Raw genomic sequence first — 12,388 nt, 5'->3', positions numbered from 1 at the left:
GGCGTGGGAGCGACCGGGGCGGCGATCCGCATTGTTAGCGAAAGGGCCGGCATATTCTTTGAAAAATGTATTGTTTGAACCGCCGCCTTCGCGAACAAGTTCGCTCCCACGGCCTTCGGCCAGAATCCAGAGCGGCCTTGTGTGTAACGATGAATGCACGGTAACAATCAAAACCTGTAAGCAGGTCGCTGCAAGCCCAGGTTCTCGCGCAATGTCGCGCCTTCATACTCGGTACGGAACAGCCCGCGCCGCTGCAACTCCGGCACCAACAATTGCGCAACGTCTTCCAGGCCGCCCGGCAAATGCGGCACGAGCACGTTGAAGCCGTCCGCCGCGCCGTGTTCGAACCACACTTGCAGCTCATCGGCGATCTGCGCAGGCGTACCGATCAGGCTGTAATGCCCTCGCCCACCGGCAATCCGCCGCCCCAGTTGCGCCAGGGTGAGGTTTTCCTGATCGGCCAGTTCGGTAAGCAGTTTCTGTCGACTGCGCTGGCCGCTGTCGGTCAGCGGCAATTCCGGCAACGGGCCGTCCAGCGGATAGCCCGACAGGTCGAAATTGCCCAGCATGCGCCCCAACAGGGCAACCCCCACCCGAGGCTCGACCAGTTCCTGAAAAGACTCGAATTTGGCTTTCGCCAAGGCCTCGGTTTCTGCCACGACGATGAACACGCCGGGCATAACTTTCAGCGAATCTGCGTCACGTCCGTAGGCGCTCAAACGACCTTTGATGTCTGCGTAAAACGCCTGGGCACTGGCCAGCGAGGTCTGCGCGGTGAACACCACTTCCGCCGTCTGCGCCGCCAGATCGCGCCCGACTTCGGAGGAGCCGGCCTGCACGACCACGGGTTGCCCTTGCGGCGAGCGCGCCACATTCAGCGGGCCTTTGACGCTGAAGTGCTCGCCCTGATGGTTGAGTACATGCAGTCTGGCCGGGTCGTAATACTCACCGCTGGCCTTGTCGCGGGTAAAAGCATCATCTGCCCAGCTGTCCCACAAGCCGGTCACCACCTGATGAAACTCTCGGGCGCGGCTGTAGCGCTCGGCATGCCCCACATGTTCGGCGCGGCCGAAGTTCTGCGCTTCGGCAGCGGCATCGGACGTCACCAGATTCCACCCCGCCCGTCCGCCGGACAAATGATCCAGCGAGGCGAACTTGCGGGCCACGTGATACGGCTCGTTGTACGTCGTCGTCGCCGTTGCAATCAGGCCGATGTTATCCGTCACCGCACTCAACGCCGAGAGCAGTGTCAGCGGCTCGAAATGATCGGAGCGTGCCATGCGGCTGGCGATATCACCGGTCGCGGCAGCGACGCTGTCTGCCACGAACAGGGTGTCGAATTTCGCAGCCTCCGCGACCCTGGCCACATGCCGATAATGCTTGAAATCCAGCCCTGCATCCGCAGGCACATCCGGGTGACGCCAGGCAGCGACGTGGTGCCCGGTGGCCATCAGGAAAGCGCCCAGTTTCATCTGTCGAGCAGACGTGCTCATACCTCACTCCTTACTGTGTGACTGCGGGCCACGCCTCAAAAATCCTTGCGCAGTTGCACGCCGAAATAACGCTCGTCATCACGTGGTACAGACCGGTAAACGTAGCTGCCGCCTGTGGCCAGCATCGGCGAGTAGGACTTGTCGGCGAGGTTCTTGCCGAGCAGTGCGACGCGCCAGCCACTGTTGTAATCAGCCAGCGCCACACTGGCATTCCAGATGCCGTAGGCACCCTGTCGGGTGTCGGGGTTCTGGCTGATGTCGTACTGCACTTCACTCTGCCAGCTGTAATCGGTGCCCAGTTCGATATCCAGACCGTTGTCCAGCGGGATGGTGTAATCGGCGCGAACGTAGCTTTTCCAGTCCGGGCTGTAGGGCAGGGTTTTGCCATCGACGTTGCATGACGCCGCGGCACCGGCCGGGCAGGCAAAGCTGTCGATGCGTGCCTTGGTGTAAGACAGTGCGCCGGAGAATTTCAGGTTCCGGGTGGCCTGCAAGGCATAATCCAGCTCGACACCTTCTGTGCTGACGCTGCCTGCGTTGATCAACCGCGTAACCACCTGCCCGGCAACGCTGTCGAAGAAGTTCGCCTGATAGTTGTCGTAGTCGCTGTGGAACACCGCCAGGTTGGTGGTCAGTCGATTATCCCAGGTGGTGGCCTTGATGCCGACTTCCCAGGTGTTGGAGGTCTCCGGCTTGAGCGCATCGGTGTCGCGCGGCTGCATATTGAAGAACACGTTGTAAGCCGGGCCTTTGTAGCCGCGTGAATAGGTGACGTAGGTCATCACACTGTCGCTCAGGTCATACTGCAAGCCGAGACGCCCGGACTTGCCGTCCTCGTCGACCGAACCGGAACTGCTGGTGCCCGGCTGAATGCCGCTGACGGTCGTGGCTGATGTCGATACGCGGCGGTGATCGTATTCCAGGTCGTCGTGAGTCCAGCGCGCGCCGACAATTGCGCGCAGGTCAGGAGTGAAGTTGAAGGTCGTCTCGCCGAACACCGAATAGCTGTCGGTGGTGGTGCTGTAATCGGCAACGCCGCGGTCCTGACGAGTCGGCGTGACAAGCGTGCGCTGGTAGGTTTCGTCGCTCTTGCCGTGCATGTAGAACAGCCCGCCCACGTACTCGACAAACCGGCCCTTTGGCGATGCAAGGCGCAGCTCTTGGGAATACTGGTTGAATTCCAGGTCGCCCTTGTCTTCGGTGCCAGGGAACGCGGCGGTAACCGTACCAAGTCGGTCGCCATCCTGATACTGGGTGTTGTCCCAGCCGCGCCAGGCAGTGATGGAGGTCAGGGTGTAGTCGCCCAGTTGCCAGTCGAGCTGGCCGGACAAGCCCTTGTTGACGTCCTCGACATGGCTGCGGTAATCGCTGAGCACATCGCGGTTGTCGCTGTCGGCACGGACCGGTGACAGGGCGCTGGCAAAAGCCGGCGTAAGGGCCTTGCTCACCACACCGTTGGGCGCATCGTCGTGGGACTGCATGTAGTCCGCCGCCAGGGTAAAGGTAATGTCGTCATTGGGCGTGAATTCCAGCTTGCCGCGCGCGCCCTTGCGGTTGTAGCCATTGACTTCATGGCCATTGAGCTTGTTGTCGACGTTGCCGTCATAGCTGCCGAACAGCGTCGTGACCGAACCCTTGAGGGTCTGCGGAATCAGACTGCCGCCGATGCCGAAGCGGGTGCGACTTTCGTTGCCGCTGTAATACGACTGATCGATATAACCGTGAGTCTCTTCGGTGGGCGCTTTGGTCGTGACATTGAGCACACCCGCCGAAGCATTCTTGCCAAACAGCGTCCCTTGCGGGCCGCGCAGCACTTCAATGCGCACAAGGTCGAGCAGGTCCAGCGTGGCCTGGCCCGGACGCGCATACACTACGCCGTCGATCACGGTGGCCACAGTCGGCTCGACGCCTGGCGAGGTGGAAATGGTGCCGACACCGCGAATGAACAGCGAGGTGTCCTTGTTGGACGCCCCTGTGCGGAAATTCAACGACGGTACTTGCTGCACGATACTGGCCACGCCGTTGCGGTTGTCCCGCTCCAGTTGCTCGCCCTGAATCACAGAAACGGCGACCGGCACCTTTTGCAGCGACTCTTCGCGCCGCGTGGCCGTCACGGTGACGGACTCAAGCGCTACCGTCTCTGTGTTCTGCGCTGCTGCGGTATCTGCTACGGCCGGAACCCACGGCAATGCCGTCAGCCCGGTCAACAACCAGCCAAAACGCCGCCCCCGCGCCGTATGAGCCCGATCGATTGCCTGTGCCAGAAGCGTGTGTCTGACCCCATCCCCACGTGTTGTGTGCATCTGCGTGCCTACCTGAAATATGCCCTGATCCGCCTGTGCGATGCGCACTGGCGACTATGCGTGCTGGCTAGAACGGGTCCGGGCATTCGCGGTGGCGAGTAGCAGACAAACCGCCTTTGTTAGCGCTAACATCACAAGTATCAGGAAAGATCGAATAGACCGTCCAATACTGAAAAATTAGTTTTATATTCTTTTTACTTTTATACGAAGTGATCGAGCATGGCCGACGAGAAACCCGCGACACGCAAACGCCGAGGTGCAGGACGGGTAACCATCACGTCTGTAGCGCGCCAGGCCGGTGTATCGGCCATTACCGTATCGCGCTATTTCAATCAGCCGGAACAAGTGTCGCCTGAACTGCGCGAGCGGATTGCGACTGCAGTCAATGCGCTGGGCTATGTGCCGAATCTGGTCGCCGGTGGCCTGGCATCGGCGCGCAGCCGAGTAGTGGCGATGGTGATTCCCAACATCTCCGGGCCCATCTTCGCCAACACCATTCAGGGCTTCAGCGACACGCTGAGTCAGCACTGCTTCCAATTGTTACTGGCCTCCAGCTACTTTTCCGCCGAGCAGGAAGAAAGCGCAGTAAGGGCGTTTCTGGGCTGGTCGCCAGCGGCCCTGGTGTTGACCAGTCGCTTCCATAGCCAGGCCACCGAAAAGATGATTGAGCAAACCGATGTGCCGGTGATCGAAACCTGGGATCACCAGCCTGAACGCAGCCCGATCCAGATTGGCTTCTCTCACTACGACGTCGGCGTGACGGCAGCCCGCTATCTGTATGACAAAGGCTACCGTCGCATCGCCTTCGTGCAGAACAGCGTTGCAGGCGACTTCAGCGCTCTGGAACGGCGTGACGGCTATGTCGCGACCCTGGAAGGGCTCGGCATCAAGCCCTGGGTGTTTGTCCCGGACACCGGTCGCGCGCCGTTCGAGGCAGGCAAACAGGCAATGGACACACTGATGAGCCAGCCAGCGCGCCCCGATGCGATTTTCTTCGCCAACGACAATCTGGCAGCCGGTGCCCTGCTCGCCAGCCAGCGCGCAGGCCTGCACATTCCGCAGGATTGCGCGCTGATGGGTTTTGGTGACTACGCCTTCGCTGAAATGATGCTGCCCAGCCTGACCACCATCAAACCGCCTGCACTGGAGATCGGCATACTGGCTGCCACGCGGGTGCTTGAAAGCCTCGGGGTGTTGCCGGTAGAGGGAGAGATACAGCGGCTGAATTTGCTGGAATGCAGGTTGGTGGAGCGGGAAAGTACGTGAGCCAGACGCCTCTCGAGCCAACGCTGGAGCGTGAGAAGCGATAGCCGCCGGCAAGAACACCATCGTGCCCATGCTCCGCGTGGGCATGCCGTTCCGGACGCTCCGCGTCCTGTCCTGAACATGGGGCTCAGTGCAGAGCATGAGGAGCGATAGTCTTAACCGCCCCTCACGTCCCGATCAACGCACCAGATGCAGGAACTGCATATGCCGCTCGTACTGGTCGAGCACGTCGTTGATGACCTGTTCCTTGGTATAGCCCACCAGGTCGTAGTCCTGACTGCCCTCGCTCAGGTGGACCTCGGCGCGGTAGTAGCGGCGGTTGTTCAGTTGCTTGGAGCCCATCCCGCCGCGGGCGAACGAAGGCGTGAAGAAGCCCTTCATCTGTACCTGATAAATGAATGGACGCTCTTCACCGTGGCCGATTTCCAGGGTCACCGAGTCATTGGACGGGTCAGGCACATTGACGACGTTCAGGCCCTTCTCGACGAACACGGCGGTCACTTCATCAATCGCCGGGCGTACGGTCTGGTCGAGGAAGCGGTACACCTCATCTCGCGACGGGTAATGCACGGCCTGACTCAGACGTTGACGCCAGCCGCCACGTCGCGCGCCGGACGCCGGGGCGAGAGAGTACAGCTGCGCGATCTTGCGCTGGGACTCCATGACGAACGCCTTGTGCAGGCCCCACATCATCAGCAGCAGGATCAGCGAGAACGGCAGCGAGGTCAGTACCACCGCAGACTTCAGCGCATCGATACTGCCCGAGAACAGCAGGCCGCTGGTGATCAGTGCCGTAGCGACGCCCCAGAACACGCGCAACCATTTCGGACCGTCTTCGTCAGGGTTGCCGCCTTTGGCCGAAAGCGTCGACAGCACCACTGTGCCCGAATCGGCAGAGGTCACGAAGAACACAAAGCTGATGAACACCGTTACCGCGATGACCGTTTTGCTCCACGGATAGGTTTCCAGCAACAGGTACAGGGTCATCGACGGATCATCGATAGCCGACTGGCCCAGCGCAGTCATGCCGTGGTTGAGCACTTGATCGATGGCGCTGTTGCCGAAGATCGACATCCAGGCCAGGGTGAAACCCAGCGGGATCAGTAGCACACCGAAAACGAACTCACGGATGGTCCGGCCGCGGGAAATACGCGCGATGAACAGGCCCACGAACGGTGCCCAGGCAATCCACCAGGCCCAATAGAACACTGTCCAGCCGCCCAGCCAGTCACTTGGCTCGTTATAGGCGTAGACGTCGAAGCTCTTGCTCGGCAGCGCCCCGAGGTAGTCACCGATGTTCTGCACCAGCGTGTTGAGCAAATGCTGCGTCGGACCGGCGAACAGCACGAACAGCAGCAGCGCACAGGCCAGCAGCATATTGATGTCGGACATGACGCGTACGCCCTTGTCGACACCGGCTATCGCCACCAGAATCGCTGCGCCCATCATCAGCGTGATCAGACCGACCTGAATCCAGTGGGTATGAGCCACGCCAAACAGGTAGTCCAGACCGGAATTCAGATGGAGCACACCGAAGCCCATGTCTGCGCCGAGCCCGAAGATGGTCGCAATAATGCCGAACCCGTCGACCGCGTAGCCGATGGGGCCGTTGATGCGCTTGCCGATCAGCGGATACAGGGCTGAACGCAGGGCCAGCGGCAGGTTGTGTCGGTAGGCGAAATAGGCCAGCGCCATGCCGACAAAGGCAAATACACCCCAGCCGTGCAGGCCCCAGTGCAAAAACAGCAACTGCATGCCCTGGCGCGCCGCCTCAGCGGTGCCGCCCTCGCCCTGCGGCGGTTGCAACAGGTGCGTCAGGGGCTCTGACACGCAGAAGAAGAACAGCGTGATACTGATCCCGGCGGCGAACAACATGCCGGCCCACGAGAGGTAGCTGAACTCGGGTTCGTCGTGGTCGGCACCGAGCTTGATCTTGCCGAAGCCCGACAAGGCGGTGACCACCACGAAGACCAGGTACAGGGTCATGACCAGCATGTAGTACCAGCCGACCGTATTGGCCGCCCAGTTTTGCGCCGCCAGCAACCACTCACCGCTGGCTTGCGGGAAGGCGATGACAACGATGCCGAAAATCAGAATAAAACTCGCAGCGAAATAGAACACTGGAGCATTCATGCGGACCATGCCGCTTGAAGAAGTACTCGGAGAACTCATCGGTTGCGTGCCTCCGGACTGATAAAACCAACTGCAAAAAGCGGATACGGCAAGGGTAAGCCTCCTGTTGTGAGCGGGCAGCGAACCACCGGTTTAACTTGAACGAGCGTTCAATTTAAACATGAAAACGCTTGCGAGACCTAATCGCAGGCCGGTGAATGCTGGCTCAGGCCTGGGTATGACGCACGCTTGAGCAGGTTCGTTCCCACGTCGCTGAAGCCATTTGGCGATCATCGAACCTGGCATCTTCGACCGCTCGTGAAGGCTCGATTCTGATCCGGACGGCACCCACACATTTCACGCACCAACCTGTTACCTGCCGCCCCAAAACTGCGCAAAAAGCCTCTCAGGTAACAACTCCAGCCCTGCCCCACAGAAACTCCGCTTGCCTGCAAGAATCTTTAAACCCTCGGAAACACAGCGCTGCATGCCGATTTGAGTCGCAAAAAACCGCAGCTCGTTAAAGTTGGTCTTCTGATTGCATATGCTTGTATGTACAAGTAGAGACAGGTTAAACGTTCTGTTCGCTACCCAACTGAATCGGCCTGCTTCGCCAGGCACTGCTCGCCCTTCAACGGGCTGGTTCGAATTGATCGCCGAGGATTTTTTTGTGACCGAGAATAATCAAGACCTGAAGCAGGACTGGACCCGCCATCGTGAAGGCGTCGTGCGTGCTGCACGCGGCACTCGACTGACTGCCAAAAGCTGGATGACCGAAGCGCCGCTGCGCATGTTGATGAACAACCTCGACCCGGAAGTCGCTGAAAACCCCAACGAACTGGTGGTGTACGGTGGCATCGGCCGCGCGGCGCGCAACTGGGAGTGCTACGACAAGATCGTCGAAAGCCTCACTCAGCTCAACGATGACGAAACCCTGCTGGTGCAATCCGGCAAGCCGGTAGGCGTGTTCAAGACCCACAGCAATGCCCCGCGCGTATTGATCGCCAACTCCAACCTGGTCCCGCACTGGGCCAGTTGGGAGCACTTCAACGAACTGGATGCCAAGGGCCTGGCCATGTATGGCCAGATGACCGCAGGCAGCTGGATCTACATCGGCAGCCAGGGCATCGTCCAGGGCACCTATGAAACCTTCGTCGAGGCCGGTCGTCAGCACTATGACGGCAACCTCAAGGGCCGCTGGGTGCTGACCGCCGGGCTGGGCGGCATGGGTGGCGCGCAACCGCTGGCTGCCACACTGGCCGGGGCCTGCTCGCTGAACATCGAATGTCAGCAGAGCCGCATCGATTTCCGCATCAAGACCCGCTACGTCGACGAACAGGCAGTGGATCTGGACGACGCGCTGGCGCGTATCGCCAAATACACTGCCGAAGGTAAAGCCATCTCCATCGCCCTGTGCGGCAATGCGGCAGAAATTCTGCCGGAAATGGTCCGTCGCGGTGTCCGTCCGGACATGGTCACCGACCAGACCAGCGCCCACGACCCGCTCAATGGCTACCTGCCAAAAGGCTGGACCTGGGACGAGTACCGCGCCCGCTCGGTGAGCGAGCCCGCCAACGTGGTCAAGGCTGCCAAGCAGTCGATGGCCGAGCACGTCGAAGCCATGCTGGCCTTCCAGCAGGCCGGTATTCCGACCTTCGACTACGGCAACAACATTCGCCAGATGGCCAAGGAAGTCGGCGTTGCCAATGCCTTCGATTTCCCCGGCTTTGTCCCGGCCTATATCCGTCCCTTGTTCTGCCGCGGCATCGGGCCGTTCCGCTGGGCTGCGCTATCGGGTGACCCGCAGGACATCTACAAGACCGACGCCAAAGTCAAAGAGCTGATCCCGGACGACGATCACCTGCACAACTGGCTGGACATGGCCCGTGAGCGCATCAGTTTTCAGGGCCTGCCTGCACGTATCTGCTGGGTCGGGCTGGGTCAGCGTGCCAGACTCGGCCTGGCGTTCAACGAAATGGTTCGCAGCGGCGAGTTGTCGGCACCGGTTGTCATCGGTCGCGACCACCTGGACTCCGGCTCGGTGTCCAGCCCCAACCGTGAAACCGAATCCATGCGTGATGGCTCCGACGCGGTCTCCGACTGGCCGCTGCTCAATGCCTTGCTCAACACCGCCAGCGGCGCGACCTGGGTCTCGCTGCACCATGGCGGGGGTGTCGGCATGGGTTTCTCGCAACACTCCGGGATGGTGATCGTCTGCGACGGTACGGACGAAGCCGCCGAGCGTATCGCCCGCGTACTGCACAACGACCCGGCCACCGGTGTGATGCGTCATGCCGATGCCGGTTATGCCATCGCCATCGACTGTGCCAAAGAGCAGGGCCTGAACCTGCCGATGATCGGACGTTAAGAGCGTTGCCGGTCACCGCGCCGGCACACCTCGGGGACGGGCATGAGTATGCCCACGGGCCGGATGCCTACTTGAAGCTGCCGTCATCCATTTCTGGTTTAGGAGCATCGACAATGAAAATGAAAAAGGCCCTGTTGACCACACTGGTATCCGCAGGCTTGCTTGCCAGCGCAGGCACAAGCCAGGCCGCTGGCTGGTGCGAATCAGGCAAACCGGTGAAATTCGCCGGTCTGAACTGGGAAAGCGCAATGCTGCTGACCGACGTTCTGCAGGTCATTCTGGACAAGGGTTACGGCTGCGCCGTGGATGCTCTGCCTGGCAACTCCATCGCCATGGAAAACGCCCTGAGCACCAACGACATCCAGATTTTTGCCGAAGAGTGGGTTGGCCGCAGCGAGGTCTGGAACAAGGCCGCTGCAGCGGGCAAAGTGGTCGGTGTCGGTGCCCCGATAGTCGGCGCAGTGGAAGGCTGGTACGTGCCTCGCTACGTGATTGAAGGCGACGCCAAACGCAAGCTGGAAGCCAAGGCACCCAACCTGAAATCCATCAGCGACCTGGCTCAGTATTCAGCCGTGTTCAAGGACCAGGAAGAACCCGGCAAAGGTCGTTTCTACAACTGCCCGGCCGGCTGGACCTGTGAGCTGGAAAACACTGAAATGCTCAAGAGCTACGGCCTGGAAAGCAAATACACCAACTTCCGCCCGGGCACCGGCCCTGCGCTGGACGCGGCTATTCTCTCCAGCTACAAACGTGGCGAGCCTATCCTGACGTACTACTGGTCGCCGACACCGCTCATGGGACAGGTGGACCTGGTGCGCCTGGAGGAGAAAGCCGGCGTAAACAAGACGATCGATATCAAGGTCGGCGTGTCCAAAGTGTTCCACGATGAGGCCCCTGAACTGGTCGCTATCCTGGAAAAGGTCAACCTGCCTATCGACCTGCTTAACCAGAACCTGGGGCGCATGGCCAAGGAACGCATCGAATCGCCGAAGCTGGCGAAGATTTTCCTTAAAGAGCACCCGGAAGTCTGGCACAAATGGGTCAGCGAAGACGCCGCGAAGAAGGTGGACGCCTCGCTGTAAACGACCGGGCAGTCGGACTGAAAGATCCGACTGCCCTGACGTTGACCCGACACACCTCATTTGAGAGCCGCTTATGTTTCCTGAAAGCTTCACTTTCTCGATCGCCAACTGGGTGAACGATGGCGTCGACTCACTGGTAACGCAGTACGGCGATGTGTTCCGGCACATTTCCGACACCTTGCTATGGGCCATCGTCAACCTGGAAAGCCTGCTGCGCATGGCACCGTGGTGGCTGATGCTGATCATCGTGGGCGGTATCGCCTGGCACGCAACGCGCAAGATCGTCACCACCGTGGTTATCGTCGGGCTGCTGTTTCTGGTCGGCGCGGTCGGGTTGTGGGACAAACTGATGCAAACCCTGGCGCTGATGCTGGTCGCCACAATCATTGCGGTACTGATCGGCATTCCGCTGGGCATTCTTTCAGCGCGCAGCAATCGCCTGCGCTCGGTACTGATGCCGTTGCTGGACATCATGCAGACCATGCCCAGCTTTGTTTACCTGATCCCGGTGCTGATGCTGTTCGGTCTGGGCAAGGTACCGGCGATCTTCGCCACAGTGATCTATGCCGCGCCGCCGCTGATCCGTCTGACCGATCTGGGTATTCGTCAGGTTGACGGCGAAGTGATGGAAGCCATCAACGCTTTTGGCGCCAACCGCTGGCAGCAGCTGTTCGGCGTGCAATTACCGCTGGCCATGCCGAGCATCATGGCCGGGATCAACCAGACCACCATGATGGCACTGTCGATGGTGGTCATCGCCTCGATGATCGGCGCACGCGGACTGGGCGAAGACGTACTGGTGGGCATTCAGACCCTCAACGTCGGACGCGGCCTGGAAGCGGGTCTGGCCATTGTCATTCTGGCGGTCGTCATCGACCGAATCACGCAGGCCTATGGCCGCCCACGGCATGAGGCGCACAAATGAGCAGCGTGGAACCGAACAAGATCGTCGTCAAAAATGTGTTCAAGATTTTCGGCAGCCGCGCAAAGGAAGCACTGGCGCTGATCAAGCAGAACCAGAGCAAGGATCAGGTACTGGCCCAGACCGGTTGCGTGGTCGGGGTCAACGACCTGTCGCTGTCGATCGGCAGCGGTGAAATCTTCGTCATCATGGGCCTGTCGGGCTCAGGCAAATCGACGCTGGTGCGCCACTTCAACCGGCTGATCGACCCTACCAGCGGCGAGATCCTGATCGATGGCGAGGACATCCTGCGTTACGACATGGAGGCTTTGCGCCAATTTCGCCGGCACAAGATCAGCATGGTGTTCCAGAGCTTCGGCCTGCTGCCGCACAAGACGGTGCTGGCCAACGTGGCGTACGGTCTGAAAGTGCGTGGCGAGAGCAAAGCGCTGTGTCAGGAACGCGCGCAGCACTGGGTCACGACGGTAGGCCTCAAAGGCTACGAAAACAAATACCCGCATCAGCTTTCCGGTGGCATGCGCCAGCGTGTCGGTCTGGCCCGAGCGCTGGCAGCCGATACCGACATCATTCTGATGGACGAAGCCTTCAGCGCCCTCGACCCGTTGATCCGCGCTGAAATGCAGGATCAGTTACTGGAGCTGCAGGCCAGCCTGCACAAGACCATCGTGTTCATTACCCACGACCTGGACGAAGCCGTACGCATCGGCAATCGCATCGCGATCCTCAAGGATGGACGATTGATTCAGGTCGGTACGCCGAAAGAAATCCTTCATTCGCCCGCCGACGATTACGTGGATCGTTTCGTTCAGCGCCGCGTAGCCACCCTTTAAGGACCGTTGCAG

General features: G+C 60.2%; 8 protein-coding genes. 5 read left to right on the top strand and 3 right to left on the bottom strand.

Going from position 1 to position 12,388, the window contains the following annotated elements; genetic code table 11:
* Nucleotides 1-167: 167 nt before the first annotated feature.
* Both ALO80_RS12555 and ALO80_RS12550 read right to left on the bottom strand, forming a co-directional pair.
* On the bottom strand, nucleotides 168-1,493 hold the full coding sequence (locus tag ALO80_RS12555) for an LLM class flavin-dependent oxidoreductase (RefSeq protein WP_055009241.1): 1,326 nt from the start codon (nucleotides 1,491-1,493) through the stop codon (nucleotides 168-170).
* Between the two features lie 35 nt (nucleotides 1,494-1,528).
* Entirely contained in the window at nucleotides 1,529-3,844 is a 2,316-nt protein-coding gene (locus ALO80_RS12550) for a TonB-dependent receptor (protein ID WP_174518950.1), read from the bottom strand.
* Between the two features lie 171 nt (nucleotides 3,845-4,015).
* On the opposite strand from ALO80_RS12550, the gene ALO80_RS12545 reads away from it, so the two are divergent.
* Nucleotides 4,016-5,062 (top strand): LacI family DNA-binding transcriptional regulator, encoded by a 1,047-nt coding sequence (locus ALO80_RS12545; RefSeq protein ID WP_055009240.1) that lies wholly within the window; start codon nucleotides 4,016-4,018, stop codon nucleotides 5,060-5,062.
* 177 nt (nucleotides 5,063-5,239) lie between these two features.
* Here ALO80_RS12545 and betT read toward each other — a convergent pair whose 3' ends face one another.
* Nucleotides 5,240-7,195: a choline transporter BetT gene (gene betT / locus ALO80_RS12540; RefSeq protein WP_174518951.1), complete on the bottom strand. Its 1,956-nt coding sequence runs from the start codon at nucleotides 7,193-7,195 to the stop codon at nucleotides 5,240-5,242.
* A gap of 649 nt (nucleotides 7,196-7,844) precedes the next feature.
* Here betT and hutU point away from each other — a divergent pair.
* The 4 genes from hutU to ALO80_RS12520 all read left to right on the top strand — a co-directional run bounded on the left by hutU (nucleotide 7,845) and on the right by ALO80_RS12520 (nucleotide 12,376).
* A complete protein-coding gene (gene hutU, locus ALO80_RS12535) occupies nucleotides 7,845-9,542 on the top strand; it encodes a urocanate hydratase (RefSeq protein WP_054988543.1) in 1,698 nt (565 codons plus the stop codon).
* 113 nt (nucleotides 9,543-9,655) lie between these two features.
* Nucleotides 9,656-10,624 carry an ABC transporter substrate-binding protein gene (locus ALO80_RS12530; RefSeq protein ID WP_055009239.1) on the top strand — a complete coding sequence of 323 codons (969 nt, stop codon included), beginning with the start codon at nucleotides 9,656-9,658 and terminating at the stop codon, nucleotides 10,622-10,624.
* A gap of 73 nt (nucleotides 10,625-10,697) precedes the next feature.
* Complete coding sequence (locus ALO80_RS12525; RefSeq protein ID WP_005733871.1) at nucleotides 10,698-11,549, top strand: ABC transporter permease; 852 nt, start codon at nucleotides 10,698-10,700, stop codon at nucleotides 11,547-11,549.
* Nucleotides 11,546-12,376 (top strand): quaternary amine ABC transporter ATP-binding protein, encoded by an 831-nt coding sequence (locus ALO80_RS12520; RefSeq protein WP_055009238.1) that lies wholly within the window; start codon nucleotides 11,546-11,548, stop codon nucleotides 12,374-12,376. Before ALO80_RS12525 ends, ALO80_RS12520 begins: the two co-directional genes overlap by 4 nt.
* Nucleotides 12,377-12,388: the final 12 nt, after the last annotated feature.

Source organism: Pseudomonas caricapapayae (genome assembly GCF_001400735.1).
Taxonomy (GTDB): domain Bacteria; phylum Pseudomonadota; class Gammaproteobacteria; order Pseudomonadales; family Pseudomonadaceae; genus Aquipseudomonas; species Aquipseudomonas caricapapayae.
This window is presented reverse-complemented; position numbering and strand designations above follow the sequence as displayed.

Coding starts and splice junctions, on each gene's coding strand:
- ALO80_RS12530 (WP_055009239.1), top strand. CDS start 9,656: ATGAAAATGAAAAAGGCCCTGTTGACCACACTGGTATCCGCAGGCTTG.
- ALO80_RS12525 (WP_005733871.1), top strand. CDS start 10,698: ATGTTTCCTGAAAGCTTCACTTTCTCGATCGCCAACTGGGTGAACGAT.
- betT (WP_174518951.1), bottom strand. CDS start 7,195: ATGAATGCTCCAGTGTTCTATTTCGCTGCGAGTTTTATTCTGATTTTC.
- ALO80_RS12545 (WP_055009240.1), top strand. CDS start 4,016: ATGGCCGACGAGAAACCCGCGACACGCAAACGCCGAGGTGCAGGACGG.
- ALO80_RS12520 (WP_055009238.1), top strand. CDS start 11,546: ATGAGCAGCGTGGAACCGAACAAGATCGTCGTCAAAAATGTGTTCAAG.
- ALO80_RS12555 (WP_055009241.1), bottom strand. CDS start 1,493: ATGAGCACGTCTGCTCGACAGATGAAACTGGGCGCTTTCCTGATGGCC.